Raw genomic sequence first — 23,726 nt, forward strand, 5'->3', positions numbered from 1 at the left:
AGCCATGCGTTTGAAATCACTCACAGCCCTATTGCCGGCGTTGCTCGTCTGCTTGAACGTTTCTGCGGCCGAGCCGGGCAAACTGCTCATCTGGATCAATGCCGACAAAGGCCACGGCGGCCTGCAACAGGTCGCGACCCGCTTCACCGAGGCGACCGGCATTGCGGCCCGGGTCGAACATCCCGACGATCTGGCGAAGAAATTCGAAGAAGCCGCCCGCAACGGTAGCGGGCCGGACATCATCCTCTGGCCGCAGGACCGCCTCGGCGATTTTATTGCCAAGGGTCTGGTCGTCCCTGTCGAGCCACCGCAAGCATTGCGCGAAGCACTGGTCTCGGTGGGCTGGGATGCCTTCACCGACGGCGGACGGACCTGGGGTTATCCGGTCGGCGCCGAAGCCATCATGCTGCTCTACAACAAGGCACTGATCACGGCCCCTCCGTCCTCGTTCGAAGAAATCGAGACGCTGGATAGCGAGCTCGGCAAGCGCGGCATCAAAGCCATCGGCTGGGATTACACCAATGCCTACTTCAGCTGGCCACTCTTGGCAGCCAACGGCGGCTACGTGTTCAAGCGTCAGCCAGATGGCAGCTACGACACGGCAGATATCGGCATCGATAACGCGGGCGCTCTGGCGGGTGGCCGCCTGTTGCGCCGTTTCATCGACAGCGGCGTACTGCCGCAAGGCGGGATGCCCGGCGATGCCGCACAGCAGGCGATGCATGCAGGCAAACAGGCGATGTGGATAACCGGCCCCTGGTCATGGGAAGGGCTGCGCCGGGCCGGCGTCGATTTCGGTGTCGCGCCCCTGCCCACCGTCGACGGTCAACCGGCGCGCCCCTTCGTTGGCGTCATGGGCGCGATGATCGCCGCGCAAAGCCCGAACGGCGCGGCTGCCAAGCAATTCATCGAAGGCTATCTATTGGATAGCGAAGGGCTGCGCACAGTGAACGCCGACAAGCCCATCGGTGTGCCGCTGAACAAGCGGCTTTTCTGGGACATGGTCACGGATGAGCACCTGCGGATATCGATGGATGGCGTCACCTTCGGTCGCCCAATGCCTTCGGCACCGCAAATGAGTTCGTTCTGGGAGGCTGCCAACGCCGCGCTGCTGGACATTGCTCAAGGCACCGACGAGGCAACCGCGCTGGGCAATGCGGCACGGCAAATGCGCGGCGAAGAGATTGCGGCGGAGCCTGCCGCTGCGTCGAGTACCGAGCCTGACGAGGTTGTTTCCGAAGAATTGGAAGACATGCCGGAAGCCGATCCGGAGGCGCTTTGACGGCCGGTCGGCCTGCGCCGGTGACCTGCATTAGGTATTTAGATCAACCCTGGCGGCACTGGCGCCGCCAGGGTAGCTGATGGCTGCTGCAAGGCCCGCCGTAGCGGGCCGCGGCGATCAGTCTTCCTTGTCGTGGGTGACTTCGCCGGTCTTGCCGTCAATCTTGAATTCCCAGGTCTTGCCGTCGGCCTTGGTGCCTTCGCCTTCCCAGGAATTGTTATCGGCGTCGATCGAATGGAGCGTGGTGTAGCCGGCGGCCTTGGCCTTCTCGACAGCCTGTTCGAGGGTGATCCAGTCAGCGCCCGGCTTGTCCGCCAGAGCAAAGCCGCTGGCGCCTCCGAGAACGGCGATGGCAAGAGCTGCGGTCAGTTTCTTGTGATACATGCGCGTGATCCTCTTGATGTTTCATCGATGCGAGCCGCAACGCGGCTTCTAAAGAATACGAAGCCCGCCATCAGCAAGGGTTCCTTGCATCCCGTCTGCCATGGGCATCGAGACTGTTTCAGCGCTTGTCGATGGAGACGATCGCCGCCTCGTCGCCCTCGCTCTGGAAGCCGATGCGGACCGCGTCGCCCACTTCAAGTCCTTCGAGCTGCTGCTCTCTGACCTGAAACTGCATGGTCGAAGCCGGCCACTTCAGCGCCGGGACCGGGCCATGAGCGATGGTCACCACGCCCCGCTCGCGATCCATGGCCTCGATGGTACCGGTGGCGCGGATGACCGGCTCGGAGACCATTTCCGTGGCGGGCCCGGCGTCGATATCCGGCGTTGGCGCCGGCGTCGTTGGCTTGAGCAGATCTTCGGCCAGCGCAGGCTGAACGAGCAGCGCCAGGCTCAGCGTGATGCAATGAAGCGCTTTCATGACAGACCTCCTGAAACAGGTGGACGTACGCGTATTGGACAATGCGCCCGCCTCTATTGCTGCCAGTGAATGTTTCGACGCGTTCAGCTTGGCGTAAGCCGCGATTCGTAACCTGTGAATCGTCGAAACCCACACAGGAAAACGAACCATGAAAACACTGACTACGCTGATCACTGCCGCCACCCTCGCCTTGGGCGCCAACCTGGCGCTGGCTAAGGACATCGGTCCGGACGAAGCGCTCAAGCTGCGCGACGCCGGCACCATCCAGTCCTTCGAGAAGCTCAACGAAGCGGCCCTGGCCAAGCACCCCGGCGCCACCATCGAGGAAACCGAGCTGGAAGAGGAGTACGGCCGCTACGTCTACCAGCTTGAATTGCGCGACGACAAAGGTGTGCAATGGGACGTCGAGCTCGACGCCAAGACCGGCGAAGTGCTGAAGGACCACCAGGACGACTAAAGGCCACCCATGCGTGCCCCTCTTCTTGTAACGCTGCCACTGGTTCTGCTGCTCGCCGCCGCCCCGGCGGTGAGCCGCGATCTGGATCAGGACGAAGCCCTGCGGCTGCGCCGCGAAGGCCTCATCATGCCGCTGGAAGCCTTGCTCCAGCGCGCCCTTGAGCACCATCCGGGGGCCAGTCTGCTGGAAGCGGAGCTGGAAGAGGAAGACGGCCGCTACGTCTACGAAATCGAACTGCTCACCACCCAGGGCGTTGCCCGCGAGCTGGAATTCGATGCTCGCGACGGTCGCCTGATCAAGGATGAGGAAGACTGATGCGCCTGCTGCTGGTCGAAGACAGCGTGCCGCTGGCCGATGAACTGATCGCCAGTCTCAACCGCCAGGGCTACGCCACCGACTGGCTCGCCGATGGCCGCGACGCCGAATACCAGGGCGCCAGCGAGCCCTACGACCTGATCGTTCTCGACCTCGGCCTGCCGGGCAAACCGGGGCTCGATGTATTGCGCGCCTGGCGCGCCGCCGGGGTCGCCACCCCGGTACTGATCCTCACCGCGCGCGGCTCCTGGGCCGAGCGCATCGACGGCCTCAAGGCCGGTGCCGACGACTACCTGACCAAACCCTTCCATCCCGAGGAGCTGCTGCTGCGCATCCAGGCGCTGCTGCGCCGTGCCCACGGCCTGGCCAACCAGCCGCTGCTGCAGGCTGGCGGTGTGGAACTGGACGAATCGCGCCAGTGCTGCCGCAAGGACGGCAAGGACATCGAACTGACCGCCGGCGAGTTCCGCCTGCTGCGCTATTTCATGCTGCATCCGGGGCAGCTGCTGTCGAAAACCCAGCTCACCGAACACCTCTACGACGGTGAAACCGAGCGCGACTCCAACGTCATCGAGGTGCACATCAATCGGCTGCGCGGCAAGCTCGGCCGCGAATTGATCGAAACGCGCCGCGGCCAGGGCTACCGCTTCGGCGGCGCGGCGTGAAGTCGATCCAGCGCAGCCTCAGCCTGGCGCTGATCGCCACCCTGCTACTGGTCGCGCTGGTGCTGGTGCAGACCAGCCTCTGGCTGTTCGAGAGCGGGCTGCAACGCAGCCTGGAGACCGACCTGCGCGAGGAAACCGAAGGCCTGCTGCTGGCCGTGGTGCGCGGCAGCGACGGCATGAAGCTCGACACCCAGCGGCTCAATCCGCGTTACCAGCGGGCCTTTTCCGGCCACTACTTTCGCATTGAACTGCCGGGCCGCACCTGGCGTTCGCGCTCGCTCTGGGACGCCAGCCCCGACTGGCCGGATGCATCGGGCCTAGCGCCGGAGCTGCTTGCCGGCCCGCAGGGCCAGCGGCTGCTCGCCTATACCGCGCATTACCGACGCGAGGGCCAGCCGATCGTGATCAGCGTCGCCCAGGACTACAGCCCGATTCTCGACAGCTTCGCGCGGGTGCGCCTGGGCGGCCTGGGCCTGGTCGGCGTGGCGCTGCTGGTGTTCGTGCTGCTGCAGCGCTATGCGGTGAGCCTGGCGCTGCGCCCGCTGGAGCGCGCCCGCCAGCAGATCGCCCAGCTGCAGCAGGGCCAGCGCCAGCAGCTCGAAGGCGACGTGCCGCTGGAGCTGCAGCCGCTGGTCGAACAGATCAACCACCTGCTGCAGCACACCGATGAAACCCTCAAGCGCTCGCGCAATGCCCTGGGCAACCTCGGTCATGCGTTGAAAACGCCGCTGGCCGTGCTGACCAGCCTGCTACAGCGCGAGGAACTGGCGGCCCACCCCGAGCTGCGTGCGGCGCTGGCCGAGCAGCTGGGACAGATCCAGCAGCGTGTCAGCCGCGAGCTCGGCCGCGCGCGCCTGGCCGGCGAGGTGCTGCCCGGCGGGCACTTCGATTGTGATGCCGAGCTGCCGGCGCTGTTCGACACGCTTGCGGCGATCCACCGCCCCGGGCTCGACCTGCGCTGGCAGGCACCGCCGGGCTGCCGCCTGCCGTGGGACCGCGAGGACATGCTCGAACTGCTCGGCAACCTCCTGGACAACGCGTGCAAATGGGCCGCCGGCCAGGTGCGGCTGAGCATCGCGCGCGACGAGCGCGGCTACGTGCTCGACGTGGACGACGACGGACCAGGCATCCCCGCCGATCGCCGCGAGCAGGCGCTGGCGCGCGGCGGCCGCCTGGACGAAAACGCCCAGGGGCACGGGCTGGGGCTGAGCATCGTCGGTGACATCGTCGCCGCCTGGCAGGGCGACTGGGAACTGGCGCAGGGCCCGCTCGGAGGGCTGCGGGTGCGTGTCGTGCTACCGCCGCCGGGGCGTCATTTGCGCCCGGCCGGCTGACTCAGTGGGCGCGAGCCAGCTCGTTGCGAATGTCTTCGAGGATGGTTTCGACCAGCAGGGTGTTCTGGACCTGGCGACCGGTCATCACCCGCGTGGCCTCGGCTCCGTTGATCGGATAGCCGACGTGAACCACCAGATAGCCGTCGGGTTGGGGTTCGACACGCGTCTTGTACTGCGAGGAGAAGTTTTCAGCCAAATGCCGGGACAACGTCTTCATGGAGCATCTCGGTGCGGGTTAGCCTGACTCAAAGACCATGCCCCACGCTCGGAGATTCAGACCGTTCATCGGGAAATGCAGCGAATTCTTCAACCTGTCACATCCGGTCGGCATTCGGCTGGCTAGCGCTCGCGCTCGACATAGGCGAACCAGGCCAGCAACAGCATGGCGACCAGCGCCAGCACCGAAACCACCAGAGCCTGCAGCAACATGGTGCCTCCTCCTTCGCTCTCGTTGACTTGAAAGGCACCTGGAATATATGTAGCTTCGCGCGACACGTCGAGCATGCCGACAGAGGCATGTAAGCTTTTGGAGCAGGTTGCGCATGAAACGGAAACAGTCGATCAGCCACATCCGCTGGGATCTCGCCCTCCGCTATCGTCTGATCGAGACCGTCGCCTGGTGGGAAGGCCGCCTGACCACGGGGCATCTGATGCAGAGCTTCGGCATCAGCCGCCAGCAGGCGTCGAAGGACATCAACACCTACCTCAACGAACATGCGCCGAAAAACCTGACATATGACCGCCATCTGAAGGGCTACAAGCCGGCCAAGAACTTCCGTCCGCTGTTCATCGATGGCAGCGCCAGCGCCTACCTGCACCTGCTCGACCAGAACCGCATGCGTGCCCCGCACATCGAAGGCCTGGCGCTGGCCTACGCGCATACCGAGGTGCTGCAGGTGCCGGACCGCAGCATCCGCCCGGAAGTGCTGCGGCCGATCCTGCAGGCCTGCCGCGAAGGGTTGCGCCTGGAGACCGAGTACGTCTCGCTGGCCAACCCCGCGGTGGAAATCCGTGTGATGGCGCCGCACACCCTGGTCTATACCGGCATGCGCTGGCACGTGCGCGCCTATTGCGAGAAGAACCGCGAGTACCGCGACTTCGTGCTCAGCCGCTTCCGCGGCGAGCCGGACCTGATGGATGTGAGCGAACACACCCGCGAGCAGGACGAGGCGTGGAACACGCCGGTGACCGTGCTGATCGAGCCGGACGCGCGACTGAGCCCGGCGCAGAAGGCGATCATCGAGGTGGATTTCGGCATGGCCGACGGCCAACTGCCCGTCGAGACGCGTGGTGCCCTGGTGCAGTACGTGCTGCAACGCTTCGGCATCGACCCGAACACCGTGCAGGCCAATGCGGCGGCGCAGCAGCTGCAGGTGGGGAATCTGCAGGCGTTGAAGGAGTGGTTGTACTCGTGAGGGATTGGCTTGGCTCGGCAGCGGCCACAGGGTGCGCCTTGTACGGCGCCTCACTTTTTCCAGTCGCGGAAGAGGCCGTAGGGTGGAAAACCGCAGAGCGTTTTCCACCGGGGGTGGCGCGCACGCTAGTGGCTGACGTGGCGCTTTCCTCGGCTCGGGCTACAGGTTGCGCCTGGAACGGCGCCTTACTTTTCTTTGCACGCGGATCGCCGCCCGGCGCAAAGAAAAGTAAGCAAAAGAAAGCGCGCCCCTTCATCCGGGTCCGGGAGCTTCGCCCCCGGACTCCCCTCCTTCCGCCAGCACTCCGGGGGCCGGCGTACAAGGGCCATCCTTGGCCCTTTATCGCGGGGACGCCTAGTCCTCTCGCGGTATCCATGCCGCTCGTCCCCCTGCGCGCTGGCTCCACTCGGCCGTCTGCAAGGGGAAGGGTGATATCGCCTGTTGGGGTGTGCATGGAAAAGCAGAGCGAAGCTGGCTTTCGATCCTTCAGGCAACTCGGACTTCCTTCCCCTTCAGGAGGCCGAACGCAGGCGTTGTGCAGGGGGACGCGAGGCATGGACGCCGAGCGAGGAACGAAGGGGCAGGGATGCCCCTTCGTGACGTGCCCCCGGAGCAATGCCGGAGTGAGGGAAGTCTGGTCGTGTAGCGGCCAGACCCGGATGCAGGGGGCGCCTTCTCTTTGGTTACTTTCTCTTGGCGAGACAAGAGAAAGTGACGCGCCGTGCAAGGCGCAACCTGTAGCCCGAGCCGAGGAAAGCGCTGCGCCGTTCGCAGGCATAGGCGCCCAACAAGGTGGAAAACGCTGCGCGGTTTTCCACCCTATGGAAAGCGCCACACCCAGACACCGGGCATTGCGCTCCGCCCCACCAAAATCTCCAAACCAATTGCGTCCCGTCCCAACGTCACGGCGCGCCCACCTTCGCTCAACGAGAGCCCAAAGCCCATGCGCCTGATCCACACCTCCGACTGGCACCTCGGCCAGACCCTCCACGGCCAGGACCGCGACCACGAACACGTGCAGTTCCTGGCCTGGCTGCTCGACCAGCTGGTAGTCCACCGCGCCGACGCCCTGCTGATCGCCGGCGACGTGTTCGACACGGTCAACCCGCCACTCAAGGCCCAGGAGCGCCTCTACGACTTCATCGTCCGCGCCCACGAAAAGCTCCCGCAGCTGGACATCGTGATGATCGCCGGCAACCACGACTCGGGCGGGCGCATCGAGCTGCCGGCGCCGTTGATGAAGCGCCTCAATGCCCATGCCGTTGGCCGCATCAGCTGGGTCGCCGAGGGCCAGCTCGACCATCAGCGGCTGCTGGTGCCGCTGCACGACGCCAATGGCGATACCGCCGCCTGGTGTCTCACCCTGCCCTTCCTGCGCCCGGCCGAGGTCACTGGCTTGGAACTGGGCGACGACTACATGGCCGGCATTCGCCAGGTGCATGAACGCCTCATCGCCGCCGCCGAGGCCGTGCGCCAGCCCGGCCAGGCGCTGGTTGCCATGAGCCATGCGCACATGGCCGGCGGCGCGGTGTCGGAGGAGTCCGAGCGCAATATCGTCATCGGCAATGCCGAGGCCCTGCCGGCCAGCCTGTTTCCCGAGTCCATCGCCTACGTCGCCCTCGGCCACCTGCACAAGCCGCAGCAGGTCGCCGGGCTGGCGCGCATCCGCTATAGCGGCTCGCCGCTGCCGCTGTCCTTCGCCGAGGTCAACTACCCGCATCAGGTGCTGCTCGTCGAGCTCGATGGCGAGGCCCTGAAACAGGTCGACAGTCTGGCGGTGCCGCGAGCGGTAGAAATGATCCGCATCGGCCGCGCCCCGCTGGCCGAGGTGATCGCCGCGCTGGAGGCGCTGCCGCCCACCGGCCTGTTCGACGAACATTTGCCCTGGCTGGAGGTACGCGTGCTGCTCGACGAACCGCTGCCAGACCTGCGCCAGCGCATCGAAACCGCGATAACCGGCAAGGCCTGCCGGCTGGTGCGCATCGCCAGCGAATACGCCGGCAAGCGCGGCGAGACGGAATCGGAAGTGCTGCTCGGCCTCGACCAGATCACCCCGCAGGAACTGTTCGCCCGCGCCTGGGAAGAACAGTACGGCAACCCGGCGGACGAACAGGCGCTGGACGATTTCGCCACCTTGCTGCAACGCGTCGAGTTCGCCCATGCGGAGGATGACCGATGAAAATTCTCGCCATCCGCCTGAAGAACCTGGCCTCGCTGGCCGGGGAGCAGGTCATCGACTTCACCGCCGAACCGCTGGCCAGCGCCGGGCTGTTCGCCATCACCGGGCCCACCGGCGCGGGCAAGAGCACCATTCTCGACGCCCTGTGCCTGGCGCTGTTCGGCAGCACGCCACGGCTGGACGGCGTGTCACCGTTGAACAAGGTCCCCGACGTGGAGGCCGAGATCGGCGGCGGCGACGAACGCAACCTGCTGCGTCGCGGCTGCGGCAGCGGCTACGCCGAGGTGGATTTCGTCGGCGTCGACGGCCACCGCTACCGCGCGCGCTGGGAGGTCAAGCGCGCCCGCGAGAAGATCGACGGCCGCCTGCAGGCCAGCAGCCAGAGCCTTACCGACCTGGACAGCGGCACGCTGCTGGCCAGTGGCAAGAAACGCGAGTTCAAGGAACTGCTCGAAGCGCGCCTGGGGCTGACCCTGGCCCAGTTCACCCGCGCCGTGCTGCTGGCGCAGAGCGAGTTTTCCGCCTTTCTCAAGGCCGATGACAACGAGCGCGGCACCCTCCTGGAAAAGCTCACCGATACCGGCCTCTACAGCCGCCTCGGCCAGGCCGCCTTCGAGGCCGCCAAAGAGGCGAAGGAAGGCCTCGCCCGTCTGGAGCAGCAGGCCGGTGGGCTGCAACCAATGGAGCCCGAGCAGCGTGAAGTACTGGAGCGCGAACATCAGGCCCAGCTCGAAGAATTGAGAAAGCTGCAACAGCAGCTCAAGGAGATGGAAGCCCAGCGGCAATGGCTCAGCGAACTGCAGCGACTGGAAAACGAGCGTGAAGCGGCACGCCAGCAGCTGCAGGACGCCGAAGACGAGCGCGACAGCCTCGCCGAGGCCCGGCGCATCCTCGACCTGTTCGAGCAACTGGCGCCGCAACGCCATCGTTTCCTGCGCCTGCAGGATCTCGGCCCGCTGCTGGACAAGGCCGACGACAGCCTGGCGCGCCTGCAGCATGAGGAACAGGCCGTGCAGCAGCGCCTGGCCGAGCTGCAGAGCCAATGCAGCGCCGCCAGCGAGCAACTGCGTTCGGCCGAACAGGCGCGCCAGGACGCCGAGCCGCGGCTCGTCCAGGCGCGCCGTGAAGAGGAACGCCTGCAGCATCTGAACGCCGACCTGACCACTATCCGCGAGGACAGCACCCGGGCCGATGCCGAGGTGACTGCAGGCGCAGCGACGCTCACGCAGCTCGCCGAACGCCAGCAGCGCGCCGCGGCGGAACTCGCCGCGCTGAGCCAGCAACTGGACAAGAGCACCGCGCTGCAACCGCTCTGCAGCGCCTGGGACGGCTACCGCCCGCGCCTGCAACAGGCCGTGCAGCTGGCGGCACGGCTGCATCAAGGTCAGAGCGAACTCCCGGCACTGGAAGCGCGGGCCAAGGCCGCCGAAAACCAGCAAAGCCTGGCCCGCGAGGCGCTGGACGCTCTGCAACGTGAGCGCGGCAGCGAAGTCGGCCTGGCCGAACAGCTCGCCCAGCTGCACGGGCAGCTGGACCAATGGCGCCAGGCCGAGCGCGAAACTGCGGCCCTGCGCGAGCTTTGGGCGCAGCAACGCGGGCTCGAAACCAGCCGACGCGAACTGAGCGATGCCACCACCGGCCAGCAGGCGGAGCTGGACGGCCTGGTGCCGCTGGGCAAACAGGTCCGCGCCGAGCGCGACGCCGCCGAGCAGGCGCTGAACGTCACCCTCGCCTTGCTCGAACGCCAGCGCCTGGCGCGCAGTGCGAATGTCGAGGCGCTACGCGCCGCGCTGGTGCCGGGCGAGCCCTGCCCGGTCTGTGGCAGCCAGGAACACCCCTGGCATGCGGCCGATGCCATGCTCGCCGGCCTCGATCAGCAGGATGATCGCGAGGCCGAACGCGCCCGCGAAGCGCTGCAGGCCCAGGAACAGCGCCTGCAGGAACTGCGCGACCGCCACGTCGCGCTGAGCACCCAGTTGCGCCAGAGCCAGCAGCGGCAGGTGGAAGTCGAGGCGCAGCTACAGACGCTGGGCCCGCGTCTGCACGCCCTGCCAGCGCATGCCGAACTGCTTCGCCAACCCGAAGAAATGCGCGCGGACTGGCTGGAAGTCCGCGTGGCGACCCTGAACCAGCAGATCGCCGATGCCAGCCGGCAGCAACAACAACTGCTCGGGTTGCAGCAGCGCAGCGAAGCCCTGCAGCAGGCCTGGCAGGCCGCGCGCGAGGCCTGCGTCGAAGCGACCCAGCAACTCGAGCGCCAGCGCGATGCCCTCGCCCGCGACGCCCAGCAGCTCGACGCAGAGCTGACGGCCTTCGCCGAGCTGCTGCCGGCCGAGCGTCTGCAGCGCTGGCGCGAAGATCCGGCGCAGACCTTTATGCAGCTGGACGCCGACATCGCCACGCGCCTGCAGCAGCTGCAGGCGCAAGCCGAGCACGCGGAGGAATTGCGCCAGTGCGAGCAGCGCCAAAGCGACGAACAGCTGCAGCAGCGCCATCGCCAGGAGAAACAGGCGAGCTGTCAGGCACGCCTGGCCGAACGCGAGAAGCTGCTGCTGGCCTGCCGGCAGGCGCTGCAGACCAGCCTCGGCGAGCAGCCCAGCGCCAGTACCTGGCAGCTGCAACTGGACCAGGCCATCCAGACCGCGCGCCAGGCCCAGGTCGAAATCGACCGCCAACTCAACGACGGCAGGCTCGGCCTGACCCGCTTGCAGAGCGAACAGCAGAGCTGCCGCCAGCGCCACGCCGAGCTGCAGCAGGAGCGCGAGGCGCTGCAGGTCGAACTCGCCTCCTGGCGCAGCGCCCATCCGGCGCTGGACGACGCCACCCTCGCCCAGTTGCTGCAGATGGACGAGGCACTGCTGAGCGAGGTGCGCCAGCGCCTGCAGCAGAACGCCGAAACCCTGACCCGCTGTCGCGAGCGACTCGACGGCTGTCTCGCCCGCCTGGCCAGCCACCAGCAGCAACAGGCCGAGGTGCCGGAAGCCGAGCAGTTGCAACAGGCACATGCCGAACAGCTGCAGCGCTGCGAACAGGCCGAGCAGCGCTGCGCCGAAACCCGCGCCGCACTGCTCGACGACGACAAGCGTCGTAGCCAGAGCCAGGCGCTGCTGGCGCAGATCGACGAGGCGCGCGCCGAAATGCAGCGCTGGGGGCGTATCGCCGCGCTGATCGGCTCGAGCGACGGCGGCGCCTTCCGCAAGATCGCCCAGGCCTACAACCTCGACCTGCTGGTGCAGCACGCCAACGTGCAGCTGCGCCAGCTGGCCCGCCGCTACCGGCTCAAGCGCGGCGGCAGCCCGCTGGGCCTCTTGGTCATGGATACCGAGATGGGCGACGAGCTGCGCTCGGTGCATTCGCTGTCCGGTGGCGAGACCTTTCTCGTCTCGCTGGCCCTGGCACTGGGCCTGGCCTCGATGGCCTCGAGCAAGCTCAGGATCGAATCGCTGTTCATCGACGAGGGCTTCGGCAGCCTCGACCCCGAGTCGCTGCAGATCGCCATGGACGCGCTGGATTCGCTGCAGGCACAGGGCCGCAAGGTGGCCGTGATCAGCCACGTCGCCGAGATGCACGAACGCATCCCGGTGCAGATCCAGGTACAGCGCCAGGGCAACGGGCAGAGCGGGCTGAAGATCGTTGGCGCAGGGGGCTGACCGGGCCGGCCAATACAGGCGCAAAGCCGCATGCCGCGGGCGAGCAAACAGCGATTGACTTTGCCGCCTCGGCGCCTCAAAGATGTGCGAAAAATTTTACGAGGCGTTCAATCATGAGCTCCAGCGGCATCGGCGAACAGGCGGTCTCCCTTTTCACCCGGCGCGAGCGTGAGCGCTTCCTAGCCGCCAACCCGCGTTCGGCGGCGCTGGCCGAACGCGCCCGGCACTCGCTGTTCGCCGGCGTGCCGATGCACTGGATGAGCGACTGGTCGACGCCGGTGCCGCTGTTCGTCGAGAGCGCCCAGGGCGCGCGCTTTCGCGATGTCGACGGGCACGAGTACGTGGACTTCTGCCTCGGCGATACCGGCAGCATGTTCGGCCACTCGCCGGCGCCGATCGCCGCCGCCCTGGCCGCGCAGGCCGGGCGCGGGCTGACCACCATGCTGCCGGGCGAGGATGCGGTGGTCTGCGGCGAGCGCCTGGCCGAGCGCTTCGGCCTGCCCTACTGGCAGGTGGCGACCACCGCCACCGATGCCAACCGCTTCGTCATCCGCTGGGCGCGCGCCATCACCGGGCGCAAGATGCTGCTGGTGATCGACGGCTGCTACCACGGCACCGTCGACGACACCCTGGTGCGCTACCGCGAAGGCCTGACCGTGCACCGCGCCGGGCTGATCGGCCAGGCGCGCAACCTGGCCAAGACCTGCCGCGCGGTGCCGTTCAACGATCTCGCCGCGCTCGAGGCTGCGCTGGCGCCGGGCGACGTCGCCGCGCTGCTGATGGAGCCGGCGATGACCAATATCGGCATGGTGCTGCCCGAGCCCGGCTACCTCGAGCAGGTGCGCGCGCTGACCCGTCGCCACGGTACCCTGCTGATCATCGACGAGACGCACACCATTTCCACCGGCCCCGGCGGCTGCACCCGCGCCTGGCATCTCGAGCCGGACTTCCTCACCCTCGGCAAACCCGTGGCCGGCGGCGTGCCGGCATCGGTCTACGGCTGCAGCGCGGCAATGGCGCAGGCCATGCAGATCGCCCGCCAGCATGCCAGCGAGATGAGCCACGGCCATGGCCACAGCGGCATGGGCACCACGCTCTCGGCCAACGCCCTGGCGATGCACTGCATGCGCACCAACCTCGAACAGGTGATGACCGCCGAAGCCTACGCGCACATGCTGCCGCTTGCCGCCCGACTGGCCGCGGGGCTGCGCGAGGTGATCGCGCGGCATGGCCTGGCCTGGTCGGTCAGCGAGCTGGGCGCGCGCTGCGAATTCCAGTTCTGCCCCAGCGCGCCGAAGAACGGCGCCGAGGCCGAAGCGGCCTTCCACGACAGCCTGCAGATGGCCCTGCACCTGTACCTGATCAACCGCGGCATCCTCATCACGCCGTTCCACAACATGACGCTGTGCTGCCCGGACACCCGTCCCGAGGACGTCGACCGGCTGCTCGCCACCCTCGACACCGGGCTCGGCGAACTGCTCGCACTGCCGGGTGCGCGGGAGGTCTGAGCATGGCGCTCTATCCTTCGGGCATCGCACCCGGGCGCTGAAAGCCTGCTCACGCTCCGCCTGCGTCGCTGGAAAGCCATCTTCCAGCGACGGTACCGCCCCGTAGCCCAAAGGATTCAGCCATGCGCTTCGCCGATCTCGCGGAAGCCGATGCCTTCCTCGCCGCCCATTCGGACGTGCAACGCATCGAACTGTTCATCATCGACCCCTGCGGCGTGCCGCGCGGCAAGCTCCTGCACCGCGACGAGCTGCGTGCGATCTATACCGACGGCCGCCCGCTGCCGAGCAGCATCCTCGGCCTGACCATCCGCGGCGAGGATGTCGACGCCACCGGCCTGGTGTGGGACGTCGCCGACGCCGACTGCTGGGCCTTCCCGCTGCCCGGCAGCCTGCAGCTGCAGACCTGGCGCCGGCCGGCCACCGCCCAGGTGCAGGTTTCGATGCACCCGGCGCGCGGCCTGCCGGCGTCGCTGGCCGACCCGCGCCACGTGCTGGCGCGCGCCATCGAGCGGCTGCAGGCCGCCGGCTACCACCCGGTGATGGCCGCCGAACTGGAGTTCTACCTGCTCGATGCCAAGCGCGACGCCGCAGGCCATCCTCAGCCGGCGGCCTTCGCCAACGGCGAGCGGCCGCAGGCACCGCAGGTCTACGGAGTGCTCGAACTCGAACGCCTCGACGCCTTTCTCGACGACCTCTACCGCGCCTGCGAAGCCGGGGGCCTGCCGGTGCGCACGGCGATTTCCGAGTACGCACCGGGGCAGCTGGAGATCACCCTGCAGCATCGCCACGATGCCCTACAGGCGATGGACGAGGCCGTACGCTACAAGCGCCTGGTGCGCGGCGTCGCGCTCAGCCACGGGCTGCAGGCCTGCTTCATGGCCAAGCCCTTCGCCGAGCTGGCCGGCAGCGGCCTGCACCTGCACGCCAGCCTGGCCGACGCAGAGGGCCGCAACCTGTTCGCCTGCGAGGTCGAGGCGCTCGAGCGCGGCGACGGCGACGGCGACGGCGCGGCGACGCTGCTGCGCCAGTCCGTCGCCGGGCTGCTCGACACCCTGGCCGACGGCCTGGCGCTGTTCTGCCCGAACGCCAATTCCTACCGGCGCTTCCAGGCCAACAGTTATGCCCCGCTGGCGCGCAACTGGGGCATCAACAACCGTACCGTGTCGCTGCGCGTGCCCGGTGGGCCGGCGGCCAGCCGGCATATCGAACACCGCATCTGCGGCGCCGATGCCAACCCCTATCTGGCTGCCGCGCTGGTATTGCACGGCATGCTGCGGGGCCTCACGCTCGGCCTCGAGCCCGGTGCGCCGGTCACCGGCAACGGTTACGCGCAGACGGGCGAACGGCTCGGCTGCGACTGGCGCCAGGCGCTGGGCGATCTCGAGCACTCAGCCTGGACACGCGAGGCGCTCGGCGAGGATTTCCACCGGGTCTACCTGGCGATCAAGCAGGCCGAGTACGCGCAGTTCATGGGCGAAGTCGGTGAACAGGACTGGCGCTGGTATCTCGGCCATGCCTGAGCGGCCAGCGCAACCGGTCTAGGCTGAACGGGTAGCCAGCCACCGCAGGACCCTGCCGATGGACAGCCAGACCCGCGAACTCCTCGCCGCCCTGCACCATCAGGGCTTCGTTCTGCTGCCCGCTGTACTTGCCCCGGCGCAGATCAGCGAGCTGCGCGCGGCCATCGACCGGCTGACGCCGGTCGGCCTGGACTACCAGGGCATGGTCGACGACCACTACAAGTGCGTGTTCAACCGCGAGCCGTTCTGGCTGGCCTTTCTCGACCTGCCGGGGGTGATCGAGCTGGCCGAGGCGGCGCTCGGCAGCGACTGCCACGTCATCGGCCAGACCGCCTGGCGCAGCCGCCCGGGCTTCGTCGGCGGTGAGCTGCATGCCGACTATCTGGCCCTGGAGCTGCCGGAACGCCTGCTGGCCGACCCGGCCTTCGAGCTGCCGATGCAGGTCTGCACCGCGCACCTCTACCTCGACGACATCGACGCCGACCTCTGCCCGACCCTGGTGATTCCCGGCAGCCACCGCGCCGGGCGCAAGCCGCGCCCGGGCGAAACGCAGTGGCACGGCCGCGAGGCCGAGCCGGTGCTGTGCCGCGCCGGCGACGTGCTGTTCTTTCGCAGCGACCTCTGGCACGCCGGCAGCCGCAACCGGACCGCCGACCGCAGTCGCTACCTGTTGCAGGTGCATTACGGCCGGCGGATGGTCGCGCAGAAGTTCTCGCCCTATCTCCACTTCAGCTTCAACCCGGCGGTACTGGCCGCCGCCACGCCGCGCCAGCGGCGCCTGCTCGGCGAGCACGCGCCGGCCGAATACGACTGACTGGCACGCGCTCTGCAACCTCCGGCTGCGAGCGCCGCATTCAGCGGCCCCGAGCATCCCAGCCAGAGAGGTATTGCCATGATCACCAGCCGCGACCAGGTGACCGCCATGATCGTCGCCAGCAAGGTCCGCCAGGGCTTGAAATGGGCGCATGCCGCCGAAGCCATCGGCAAGTCGAAGGAGTGGACCACCGCCGGCTGTCTGGGCCAGATGGCCTTCGACAAGCCCCAGGCCGAAGCCCTCGGCCGGCTCTTCGAACTGCCCGACGAGGCGGTCGCCTGGCTGCAGATCGTGCCCCATAAGGGGTCACTGCCCAGCGCCGTGCCCACCGACCCGCTGATCTACCGCTGGTACGAACTGGTCAACGTCTACGGCAGCACCATCAAGGAACTGATCCACGAGGAGTTTGGCGACGGCATCATGAGCGCCATCGATTTCTCCATGGATATCCAGCGCGAGCACGACCCCCGGGGCGACCGGGTGCACGTGGTGCTCTCGGGCAAGTTCCTGCCCTACAAGAGCTACTGAGCGCCGCCGGCGGGCACCTGCCGAACGCCGCCAGGGGTTGTATGCTGCGGCGAGGTGTCGGCGTCACGCGCCGACGCCCCCGCCCCCGAATCGCCTGGAGGAAGCTCGATGAACATCGTCAACGCCCGCCTGCGCGGCCGCGAAGGCCTGTACCGCCTGGAACTGGCCGGCGCGCGCATCGCCGCCATCACTGCGCAGCAGGCGCCGGCCGAAACCAGCGAGGGCGATATCGACGCCGCCAGCAACCTGGTGGTGCCGCCCTTCATAGAACCGCACATCCACCTCGACGCCACGCTAACCGCCGGCGAGCCGGCCTGGAACATGAGCGGCACGCTGTTCGAAGGCATCGAACGCTGGGGCGAGCGCAAGGCGCTGGTGACCCACGAAGACACCAAGGCGCGGGCGAAGAAAACCATCGACATGCTGGTCGACCACGGCATCCAGCATGTGCGCACGCATGTCGACGTCACCGACCCGACGCTGTCGGCGCTCAAATCCATGCTCGAGGTGCGCGAGGAAACCCGTCACCTGATCGACCTGCAGATCGTCGCCTTTCCGCAGGAGGGCATCGAGTCGTTCAAGGGCGGTCGCGAGCTGATGACCGAGGCGATCGCCATGGGCGCCGATGTGGTCGGGGGCATTCCGCACTTCGAGAACACCCGCGACCAGGGCGTCAGCTCGATCCATTTCCTCATGGACCTGGCCGAACGCACGGGCTGCCTGGTGGACGTGCACTGCGACGAAACCGACGACCCGCAGTCGCGCTTTCTCGAAGTGCTCGCCGAACAGGCGCGGGTACGCGAGATGGGCGAGCGGGTCACCGCCAGCCACACCACGGCGATGGGCTCCTACGACAACGCCTACTGCTCCAAGCTGTTCCGCCTGCTCAAGCTGTCGAAGATCAACTTCGTTTCCTGCCCGACCGAGAGCATCCACCTGCAGGGCCGCTTCGACACCTACCCCAAGCGCCGCGGCCTGACCCGCGTGGCCGAGCTCGACCGCGCCGGGCTGAACGTCTGCTTCGGCCAGGATTCCATCGTCGACCCCTGGTACCCGCTGGGCAACGGCAACATCCTGCGCATCCTCGAGGCGGGGCTGCACATCTGCCACATGCTCGGCTACGAAGACCTCGAGCGCTGCCTGGACCTGATCACCGACAACAGCGCACGCACCCTGAACCTGGGCGAGCGCTACGGGCTGGAGGTGGGGCGCCCGGCGAACCTGCTGGTGCTGTCGGCGCCGGACGATTACGAGATGCTGCGCACCCAGGGCCATGCCCTGCTCTCGGTGCGCAATGGTGAGGTGCTGATGCGCCGCACACCGGCGCGAATCGAGCGTTACTGAGCGACCGCGCTCATGATCCGGGCGATGCGCGCCTTTTCGTCGGCAGCGTCGAGTGACAACCGCGACAGGTAGGCGGCAACGGCATCCACATCCTCTTCGGAGAGTTTTGCCGCGACACCGATCATCACCGACCCCGCCCGGCTGGGGTCGTTGGTGCGGAAGCGGTTCAGCGCCTTGCGCAGGTACACGTCCGGCTGGCCGGCCAGGCGCGGGGTATTCTCCATGCCTTCGGCATGCTGGCCGTGGCAGCCGGTACAGGTGTTGTGGAACAGCGTCTCGCCGCGACTGCGCAACCCTTCGCTCACCGGCACCGCGACCGGGTTGACCTGCTGCTGGCTGAAGTAGACGGCGATGTTCACCCGGTCGTCCTGGGTGAGGTTCTTCGCCAGCTTCGACATGACGTAGTCGATGCGCTGGCCGCTGGCGAACTTCTCGAAGGCGTTGAACAGGTACAGCGGGTTCTGGCTGGCCAGATTGGGAATGTGCGGGCGCTTGCTGTTGCCGGTCTCGCCGTGACAGTAGGTGCAGAACACGGCCCGCTCCTGGCCGGCCGCATAGGCCTGCTGGCGGCTCGCCTCGTCGCCCATGACCTGGGCGAAACGCTTGGCGAGGCCTTCATCGGCATGGGCGAAGGCCGTCAGGCAGCTGAGCAATGCAATGGCGAAAATCCGCATGGGTCCTTCCTGAGCTGAGGCTGTACCGGCGCGCGACTATAGAAGGCCGCACCCGGCCGGATACCGGCGCAGGTCAACGAAATGCCCATCACCGCACCGGGCGCCTCGAAACTGTGACCTCGTTCACCTCAATCACCCGAACGCCCCTGCGCGCCTCTGTCGCATTGACGAACACAGCAGCCAATGAGCGAAACAGCCAGAAAAGGCGATACAGACGGTGAATATTCGACTAAAGTAGCGCCCCTCTGAACCACCCCAGGAGCCCCGACAACATGCCGCTCGATGGACATGCCGAACTGACCATGACCGTACTGATGACCCCGGACAAGGCGAACTTCTCCGGAAACGTCCACGGCGGCACGCTGCTCAAGTACCTCGATGAAGTCGCCTATGCCTGCGCCAGCCGCTACGCCGGCCAGTACGTCGTGACCTTGTCGGTCGATCAGGTGATCTTCCGCCAGCCGGTGCATGTCGGCGAACTGGTGACCTTTCTCGCCTCGGTCAACTACACCGGCACCACGTCGATGGAGATCGGCATCAAGGTCATCACCGAGGACATCCGGCGCAAGACGGTACGCCATACCAACAGCTGCTTCTTCACCATGGTCGCGCTCGGCGAGGACGGCAAGCCGGTCTCGGTCCCGCCGCTCAATCCGGTGACCCCCGAGCAGAAGCGTCGCTTCGCCCAGGCCTACCAGCGCCGCGAGATCCGCCGCGAACTGGAACAGCGTTACCAGGCCCTGCGTGCCGAAGGCGAAGCGGAGTCGACACCGGCCTGAGTCGCCCGGCGGCGGGCAAAACCCTATACAATGCGCGCCTTTTAGCCCCATCGAAGGTATCGCCCGTGAGCACCCTGCCGCCCTGCCCGAACTGCAACAGCCCCTACACCTACGAGGACGGCGCCCTGTTGGTCTGCCCCGAATGCGCCCACGAGTGGACGCCTGGTGAGGCCGCCGGTGGTAGCGCCGAGGGCGAGAAGCAGGTCCGCGACTCGGTCGGCAACACGCTGCAGGACGGCGATACCGTCACCGTGATCAAGGACCTCAAGGTCAAGGGCTCGTCGCTGGTGGTCAAGGTCGGCACCAAGGTGAAGAACATCCGCCTGGTGGATGGCGACCACGACATCGACTGCAAGATCGACGGCATCGGCGCCATGAAGCTCAAGTCCGAGTTCGTCAAGAAGGCCTGAGCCACACGCGCCATACCGACCGCCCGGCACCTGCCGGGCGGTCGCGTTTCCAGCCTCGCCCGCGGCGTCACGGCAGCCGCCTTCGCGCGCGGCAACGCCACTTCACACAGCCCCTCCCGTGCGCCGCGGCGACCACGGCAAGGGCCGTTCGCGGTGAACTATCCCCCGGCATCACGATCCCCCGTTATGCACATTCAGCGCGTGCCTGGCGGGCCAAGCTTCCAAAAAGGCAGCCGGCCATGGCCGACCAGCGACGAGGAGCCCCACGTGACTGCAACCACCCCGCACGTCTACCGAAGCACACCAAACCCGCTGCACGCGACCTTGCTGGCCGGCACCGTTCCGCTGTTTCTCGGCGCGCTGCTGAGCGACATCGCCTACTTTCGCAGCTACCAGATCCAGTGGAGCAACTTCTCGTCCTGGCTGATTGCCGGCGGCCTGGTGTTCTGCGGCCTGGCCCTGCTGTTCGCGCTGGCGGGCCTGGTGCGTGCCGCGCATGAGAAGGGACGCGCGCTGCTCTACCTGGCGCTGTTGCTGGCCACCTGGCTGCTCGGCTTCGTCAATGCCCTCGAGCATGCCAAGGATGCCTGGGCCACCATGCCCCTGGGGCTGGTGCTGTCGGTGATCGTCACCCTGCTGGCCTGCGCGGCGACCTGGGTCGGCCTAGGCCAGGCGCGCGCGGGAGGTGCCGCATGAAAACGACGCTGACCCTTTCCGCCCTGACCACCGCCCTGCTGCTGAGCGCCTGTGGCGATGGCAGCCAGACCGCCACCCAGGCGCACGGCGCCGACCCGAAGCTGCCCGAGCCCCAGCGCGGCCTGCTACCGAGCATGACGATCGCCGACCCCGCCGGCTGGGACGGCGACAAACCGACGGTACCCGAAGGCTATCGGATCAGCGCGATCGCCACCGACCTGCAGATCCCGCGGCAGACGCTCGTGCTGCCCAACGGTGACATCCTGGTGGCCGAAGGCCGTGGCGGTAACGCGCCAAAGCTCAAGCCCAAGGATGTGATCGCCGGCTACATCAAGGCCAAGGGCACCACCTCGGTGAAGAGCGGCAACCGTCTGACCCTGCTGCGCGACGCCGACGGCGATGGGCGCTACGAGCTGAACCAGGTGTTCGCCAAGGACCTCAATGCGCCCTACGGGCTGGCGTTCCACGATGGCGCCCTGTACGTCGCCAATCAGGATGCCCTGGTGCGCTTCGATTACCAGGAGGGCCAGACCGAGGCCAGCGGCCCGCCGGTGAAGGTCACCGACCTGCCTTCCGAGATCAATCACCACTGGACCAAGGCACTGACCGTCAGCCCCGACGGACGCTTTCTCTATGTCGGCATCGGCTCCAACAGCAACATCACCGAACGCGGCATGGAAGCCGAAGTCGATCGCGCGATGATCTGGCAGATCGACGCCGAGACCGGCGCGCACCGACCCTACGCCACCGGCGTGCGCAACCCCACCGCGCTGGCGATCCAGCCGGGCAGCGACCAGCTTTGGGCAGTGGCCAACGAGCGTGACGAACTGGGCCCGGACCTGGTGCCGGACTACCTGACGTCAGTCCAGGATGGCGGTTTCTACGGCTGGCCCTACAGCTACTGGGGCCAGAACGTCGATGACCGCGTCCGACCGCAGAAGCCCGACCTGGTCGCCTCGGCGATCAAGCCGGACTATGCCCTGGGTTCGCATGTCGCCGCACTCGGCCTGGATTTCTCCGAGCCGGCGATGGGCGAGCGCTTCGCCGACGGCGTATTCATCGGCGAGCATGGCAGCTGGAACCGCGAGAACCCGGTGGGCTACAAGGTGGTGTTCGTGCGCTTCGAGAATGGCCGCCCCAGCGGGGAGCCGGTCGATTTCGTCACGGGCTTTCGCAGCGAAGATGGCAAGACGCGCGGCCGGCCGGTCGGCGTGACGGTCGATCCGCGCGGTGCGCTGATCGTCGCCGATGACCTGTCCAACACCATCTGGCGCGTCACCCCGGCGCGCTGAGGCCGCGCCGAGAGGCCGGCGGCGCAACGGCGCGGCCTGCAATAGTCGGCCGTGGCGGGCGACCGGTGCGATTCGCGTCGGCCTCCGCCACACCTGGCCGCCGCGCCCGTCAGGCGCTATGGTCGTGGCATTGCCCCCTCAAGGACGCACCATGGCCGCCAAACCCAGCCCGCTCAACAAGCAACGCCATCTGGCCGTACTGATCGACGCCGACAATGCGCCCGCAGCCATCGTCGAAGGCCTCTTCGAGGAAATCGCCAAGTACGGCGTGGCCAGCGTCAAGCGCATCTATGGCGACTGGACCAAGCCCAACCTGGGCAGCTGGAAAAAGGTCCTGCTCGACCACTCCATCCAGCCGATCCAGCAGTTCGCCTACACCTCGGGCAAGAACGCCACCGACAGCGCGTTGATCATCGATGCCATGGACCTGCTCTATACGCGGCGCTTCGACGGCTTCTGCCTGGTGTCCAGCGACAGCGACTTCACCCGCCTGGCCGCGCGCATCCGCGAGGAGGGCCTGACGGTCTATGGCTTCGGCGAGCAGAAGACGCCTTCGCCGTTCGTGTCGGCCTGCGACAAGTTCGTCTACACCGAGATCCTTCGCCCCGACGCCAGAGCTGCCCAGGCACCGAGCGTGGAGAAGGCGGCCGCCGAAATCGCCCTGCCCGAGCCCAAGGCCGCCGCCGAACCGGCGCCCGGCTCGCTCGAAGGCCAGCCGGTGCCGGTCGACTTCATTGCCAAGGTGCTCGACGACATTTCCGAGGAGGACGACTGGGTGCAGCTCGGCACGCTGGGGCAGAACATCAGCAAGCTGCGCCCGGCGTTCGATCCGCGTCTGTACGGCTGCAAAAAGCTCAGCGACCTGATCCGCGCCCAACCCAGGCGCTTCGAGCTGGAAGCGCGCGGCAGCGGCAGCAGCGGCGGCAAGGATCTGTACGTGAAGATCCGCAAGCCGGGCAAGGCTGGCTAGCCCGGCCGGTGCGCCGGTGCGCCTAATGAAGCGTTGCACATTTGCCTGATCGATCGGCGAACCTCGCCCGCCCGGTCTCTTCTAAGCACTACCAATGCACGGAGGAGAGATTCATGACCAAGCAGTTGCTGGCCGGCTGGGGCCTGATGATCACCGCGCCCCTCGCCCTGGCGCAGACGCCGCAGCCGGAGGTGGTCACCCACCTCAACGGGCTGGACGTCGAGATCAGTCCGATGGGCGTGCCGGCACAGACCGATGCCATCGCCGGCGAGTTGCTCGGCGTACGTGCCGTGAAAGTGATGAACAACACCGCCCAGCAGATCACCTGCGAATTCCACGTGCCGGCCGAGGCCCGCTCGGATACCTCCGCACCGCCGGTGTTCAGCGTCGCACCCAACACCCAGCGTACCGAGCGTGTCCCCGGCGACTATTCGCCTGATCGGCCGTTCGCCGAAGTCACCTGCCGCTCCAGCGATGCGCGCGGCGAACGCTGACGCGCCGCACACCTGCCCGAACGAAGAGGCCGCACATCGGTGCGGCCTCCTGGTGATGCTGCAGCCACCTCAGGCGGCCATGCGCTCACACTCTTGAGCGCAACGTCGACACGCCTCGGCGCACTGGCGACAGTGCTCGGCCTCGTGCTTGCCACATTCCTCGGCGCAGGCGCGACAGACCTCTGCGCACAGTTTGCAGAAGGCCGCGGCGTAAGCGCTGTCGCGGGTCATCAGGCAGGCCGCCATGGCGCAGATGTCGGCGCAATCGCGGTCGAGTTCGATGCAGCGCGCCATCATCTTCACGTCGTCCTCGCGCAGGCACGACGCCGCGCAGGTTTCGCAAGCCATGGCGCAGTTGGAACAGGCTTCGATGCAGGCCTGGTATCGGCTGTTGAGCATGGGGACCTCCCTCGTGTCGTTAGGCCATCGGACAGCGCCACGCCGTGGCGTCAGCGCCGCCCCTCATGACTAGGGGCAGGGCTCCCGATGCAAAGTTCAGCCCGATCGACCGAGTGGCGCCCATGGCCGCCGCGCTGCC

24 protein-coding genes are annotated in these 23,726 nt (G+C 67.3%); 19 read left to right on the top strand and 5 right to left on the bottom strand.

Translation table 11 applies throughout. The features are described 5' to 3' along the window. Positions 1 to 4: 4 nt before the first annotated feature. Positions 5 to 1,282: a maltose/maltodextrin ABC transporter substrate-binding protein MalE gene (gene malE, locus AC0KXH_RS16155; protein WP_172883292.1), complete on the top strand. Its 1,278-nt coding sequence runs from the start codon at positions 5 to 7 to the stop codon at positions 1,280 to 1,282. Positions 1,283 to 1,399: 117 nt separating this feature from the next. On the opposite strand, the gene AC0KXH_RS16160 is transcribed toward malE, so the two are convergent. Further along, the gene (locus tag AC0KXH_RS16160; protein ID WP_058063772.1) at positions 1,400 to 1,666 is read right to left on the bottom strand and encodes a PepSY domain-containing protein; all 267 of its coding nucleotides are present in this window, start codon (positions 1,664 to 1,666) and stop codon (positions 1,400 to 1,402) included. Positions 1,667 to 1,784: 118 nt separating this feature from the next. Further along, a complete protein-coding gene (locus tag AC0KXH_RS16165) occupies positions 1,785 to 2,144 on the bottom strand; it encodes a copper-binding protein (RefSeq protein ID WP_488223704.1) in 360 nt (119 codons plus the stop codon). 148 nt (positions 2,145 to 2,292) lie between these two features. On the opposite strand from AC0KXH_RS16165, the gene AC0KXH_RS16170 reads away from it, so the two are divergent. Genes AC0KXH_RS16170 through AC0KXH_RS16185 form a run of 4 tightly spaced genes read left to right on the top strand, consistent with a single transcriptional unit; the run spans position 2,293 to position 4,915 of the window. Beyond that, the gene (locus AC0KXH_RS16170) at positions 2,293 to 2,601 is read left to right on the top strand and encodes a PepSY domain-containing protein (RefSeq protein ID WP_488223705.1); all 309 of its coding nucleotides are present in this window, start codon (positions 2,293 to 2,295) and stop codon (positions 2,599 to 2,601) included. Between the two features lie 9 nt (positions 2,602 to 2,610). Continuing rightward, positions 2,611 to 2,916: a PepSY domain-containing protein gene (locus tag AC0KXH_RS16175; protein WP_058075208.1), complete on the top strand. Its 306-nt coding sequence runs from the start codon at positions 2,611 to 2,613 to the stop codon at positions 2,914 to 2,916. Continuing rightward, positions 2,916 to 3,581, top strand: a complete 666-nt coding sequence (locus tag AC0KXH_RS16180; RefSeq protein WP_488223706.1) for a response regulator transcription factor — start codon at positions 2,916 to 2,918, stop codon at positions 3,579 to 3,581. Before AC0KXH_RS16175 ends, AC0KXH_RS16180 begins: the two co-directional genes overlap by 1 nt. Continuing rightward, entirely contained in the window at positions 3,578 to 4,915 is a 1,338-nt protein-coding gene (locus tag AC0KXH_RS16185; RefSeq protein WP_488223707.1) for a sensor histidine kinase, read from the top strand. The genes AC0KXH_RS16180 and AC0KXH_RS16185 overlap by 4 nt, the downstream gene beginning before the upstream one ends. Before the next feature lies 1 nt (position 4,916). On the opposite strand, the gene AC0KXH_RS16190 is transcribed toward AC0KXH_RS16185, so the two are convergent. After that, on the bottom strand, positions 4,917 to 5,132 hold the full coding sequence (locus AC0KXH_RS16190; protein ID WP_041107791.1) for a DUF3509 domain-containing protein: 216 nt from the start codon (positions 5,130 to 5,132) through the stop codon (positions 4,917 to 4,919). Between the two features lie 325 nt (positions 5,133 to 5,457). Here AC0KXH_RS16190 and AC0KXH_RS16195 point away from each other — a divergent pair, with 325 nt between their 5' ends. The 8 genes from AC0KXH_RS16195 to codA all read left to right on the top strand — a co-directional run bounded on the left by AC0KXH_RS16195 (position 5,458) and on the right by codA (position 17,873). Beyond that, on the top strand, positions 5,458 to 6,330 hold the full coding sequence (locus AC0KXH_RS16195; protein WP_165562747.1) for a helix-turn-helix transcriptional regulator: 873 nt from the start codon (positions 5,458 to 5,460) through the stop codon (positions 6,328 to 6,330). A 943-nt stretch (positions 6,331 to 7,273) separates the two neighbouring features. Then, on the top strand, positions 7,274 to 8,509 hold the full coding sequence (locus AC0KXH_RS16200) for an exonuclease SbcCD subunit D C-terminal domain-containing protein (protein ID WP_488223708.1): 1,236 nt from the start codon (positions 7,274 to 7,276) through the stop codon (positions 8,507 to 8,509). Further along, positions 8,506 to 12,159, top strand: coding sequence for an AAA family ATPase (locus AC0KXH_RS16205; RefSeq protein ID WP_488223709.1), 3,654 nt, complete (start codon positions 8,506 to 8,508; stop codon positions 12,157 to 12,159). Before AC0KXH_RS16200 ends, AC0KXH_RS16205 begins: the two co-directional genes overlap by 4 nt. Before the next feature lie 113 nt (positions 12,160 to 12,272). Beyond that, entirely contained in the window at positions 12,273 to 13,667 is a 1,395-nt protein-coding gene (locus AC0KXH_RS16210; protein WP_200629294.1) for an aspartate aminotransferase family protein, read from the top strand. A 122-nt stretch (positions 13,668 to 13,789) separates the two neighbouring features. Then, entirely contained in the window at positions 13,790 to 15,187 is a 1,398-nt protein-coding gene (locus AC0KXH_RS16215; protein WP_488223710.1) for a glutamine synthetase family protein, read from the top strand. A gap of 58 nt (positions 15,188 to 15,245) precedes the next feature. Then, a complete protein-coding gene (locus AC0KXH_RS16220) occupies positions 15,246 to 16,001 on the top strand; it encodes a phytanoyl-CoA dioxygenase family protein (RefSeq protein ID WP_488223711.1) in 756 nt (251 codons plus the stop codon). A gap of 78 nt (positions 16,002 to 16,079) precedes the next feature. Beyond that, the gene (cynS, locus tag AC0KXH_RS16225) at positions 16,080 to 16,529 is read left to right on the top strand and encodes a cyanase (RefSeq protein ID WP_041107805.1); all 450 of its coding nucleotides are present in this window, start codon (positions 16,080 to 16,082) and stop codon (positions 16,527 to 16,529) included. Positions 16,530 to 16,637: 108 nt separating this feature from the next. Further along, entirely contained in the window at positions 16,638 to 17,873 is a 1,236-nt protein-coding gene (gene codA / locus AC0KXH_RS16230) for a cytosine deaminase (RefSeq protein WP_488223712.1), read from the top strand. On the opposite strand, the gene AC0KXH_RS16235 is transcribed toward codA, so the two are convergent. After that, the gene (locus AC0KXH_RS16235) at positions 17,867 to 18,547 is read right to left on the bottom strand and encodes a c-type cytochrome (RefSeq protein ID WP_041107809.1); all 681 of its coding nucleotides are present in this window, start codon (positions 18,545 to 18,547) and stop codon (positions 17,867 to 17,869) included. The genes codA and AC0KXH_RS16235 overlap by 7 nt on opposite strands. Before the next feature lie 272 nt (positions 18,548 to 18,819). Here AC0KXH_RS16235 and AC0KXH_RS16240 point away from each other — a divergent pair, with 272 nt between their 5' ends. From AC0KXH_RS16240 to AC0KXH_RS16265, 6 genes are all read left to right on the top strand, one after another. Further along, entirely contained in the window at positions 18,820 to 19,326 is a 507-nt protein-coding gene (locus tag AC0KXH_RS16240; protein WP_043221990.1) for an acyl-CoA thioesterase, read from the top strand. 65 nt (positions 19,327 to 19,391) lie between these two features. Then, positions 19,392 to 19,736, top strand: a complete 345-nt coding sequence (locus AC0KXH_RS16245) for a zinc ribbon domain-containing protein YjdM (RefSeq protein WP_041107813.1) — start codon at positions 19,392 to 19,394, stop codon at positions 19,734 to 19,736. Between the two features lie 267 nt (positions 19,737 to 20,003). After that, on the top strand, positions 20,004 to 20,432 hold the full coding sequence (locus AC0KXH_RS16250) for a DUF2231 domain-containing protein (RefSeq protein ID WP_041107815.1): 429 nt from the start codon (positions 20,004 to 20,006) through the stop codon (positions 20,430 to 20,432). Next, positions 20,429 to 21,724, top strand: a complete 1,296-nt coding sequence (locus AC0KXH_RS16255) for a PQQ-dependent sugar dehydrogenase (protein ID WP_213151536.1) — start codon at positions 20,429 to 20,431, stop codon at positions 21,722 to 21,724. The genes AC0KXH_RS16250 and AC0KXH_RS16255 overlap by 4 nt, the downstream gene beginning before the upstream one ends. Positions 21,725 to 21,875: 151 nt before the next feature. Next, positions 21,876 to 22,694: an NYN domain-containing protein gene (locus tag AC0KXH_RS16260; RefSeq protein WP_200290789.1), complete on the top strand. Its 819-nt coding sequence runs from the start codon at positions 21,876 to 21,878 to the stop codon at positions 22,692 to 22,694. Positions 22,695 to 22,807: 113 nt separating this feature from the next. Continuing rightward, positions 22,808 to 23,188, top strand: a complete 381-nt coding sequence (locus AC0KXH_RS16265; protein ID WP_041107820.1) for a hypothetical protein — start codon at positions 22,808 to 22,810, stop codon at positions 23,186 to 23,188. Positions 23,189 to 23,257: 69 nt separating this feature from the next. Here AC0KXH_RS16265 and AC0KXH_RS16270 read toward each other — a convergent pair whose 3' ends face one another. Then, a complete protein-coding gene (locus tag AC0KXH_RS16270; protein ID WP_041107822.1) occupies positions 23,258 to 23,587 on the bottom strand; it encodes a four-helix bundle copper-binding protein in 330 nt (109 codons plus the stop codon). Between the last annotated feature and the right edge of the window lie 139 nt (positions 23,588 to 23,726).

The sequence above is a fragment of the Stutzerimonas sp. CXK-1 genome (assembly GCF_057738225.1).

Coding starts and splice junctions, on each gene's coding strand:
- malE (WP_172883292.1), top strand. CDS start 5: ATGCGTTTGAAATCACTCACAGCCCTATTGCCGGCGTTGCTCGTCTGC.
- codA (WP_488223712.1), top strand. CDS start 16,638: ATGAACATCGTCAACGCCCGCCTGCGCGGCCGCGAAGGCCTGTACCGC.
- AC0KXH_RS16170 (WP_488223705.1), top strand. CDS start 2,293: ATGAAAACACTGACTACGCTGATCACTGCCGCCACCCTCGCCTTGGGC.
- AC0KXH_RS16215 (WP_488223710.1), top strand. CDS start 13,790: ATGCGCTTCGCCGATCTCGCGGAAGCCGATGCCTTCCTCGCCGCCCAT.
- AC0KXH_RS16200 (WP_488223708.1), top strand. CDS start 7,274: ATGCGCCTGATCCACACCTCCGACTGGCACCTCGGCCAGACCCTCCAC.
- AC0KXH_RS16190 (WP_041107791.1), bottom strand. CDS start 5,132: ATGAAGACGTTGTCCCGGCATTTGGCTGAAAACTTCTCCTCGCAGTAC.
- cynS (WP_041107805.1), top strand. CDS start 16,080: ATGATCACCAGCCGCGACCAGGTGACCGCCATGATCGTCGCCAGCAAG.
- AC0KXH_RS16240 (WP_043221990.1), top strand. CDS start 18,820: ATGCCGCTCGATGGACATGCCGAACTGACCATGACCGTACTGATGACC.
- AC0KXH_RS16175 (WP_058075208.1), top strand. CDS start 2,611: ATGCGTGCCCCTCTTCTTGTAACGCTGCCACTGGTTCTGCTGCTCGCC.
- AC0KXH_RS16160 (WP_058063772.1), bottom strand. CDS start 1,666: ATGTATCACAAGAAACTGACCGCAGCTCTTGCCATCGCCGTTCTCGGA.
- AC0KXH_RS16270 (WP_041107822.1), bottom strand. CDS start 23,587: ATGCTCAACAGCCGATACCAGGCCTGCATCGAAGCCTGTTCCAACTGC.
- AC0KXH_RS16205 (WP_488223709.1), top strand. CDS start 8,506: ATGAAAATTCTCGCCATCCGCCTGAAGAACCTGGCCTCGCTGGCCGGG.
- AC0KXH_RS16260 (WP_200290789.1), top strand. CDS start 21,876: ATGGCCGCCAAACCCAGCCCGCTCAACAAGCAACGCCATCTGGCCGTA.
- AC0KXH_RS16210 (WP_200629294.1), top strand. CDS start 12,273: ATGAGCTCCAGCGGCATCGGCGAACAGGCGGTCTCCCTTTTCACCCGG.
- AC0KXH_RS16220 (WP_488223711.1), top strand. CDS start 15,246: ATGGACAGCCAGACCCGCGAACTCCTCGCCGCCCTGCACCATCAGGGC.
- AC0KXH_RS16265 (WP_041107820.1), top strand. CDS start 22,808: ATGACCAAGCAGTTGCTGGCCGGCTGGGGCCTGATGATCACCGCGCCC.
- AC0KXH_RS16165 (WP_488223704.1), bottom strand. CDS start 2,144: ATGAAAGCGCTTCATTGCATCACGCTGAGCCTGGCGCTGCTCGTTCAG.
- AC0KXH_RS16195 (WP_165562747.1), top strand. CDS start 5,458: ATGAAACGGAAACAGTCGATCAGCCACATCCGCTGGGATCTCGCCCTC.
- AC0KXH_RS16255 (WP_213151536.1), top strand. CDS start 20,429: ATGAAAACGACGCTGACCCTTTCCGCCCTGACCACCGCCCTGCTGCTG.
- AC0KXH_RS16180 (WP_488223706.1), top strand. CDS start 2,916: ATGCGCCTGCTGCTGGTCGAAGACAGCGTGCCGCTGGCCGATGAACTG.
- AC0KXH_RS16235 (WP_041107809.1), bottom strand. CDS start 18,547: ATGCGGATTTTCGCCATTGCATTGCTCAGCTGCCTGACGGCCTTCGCC.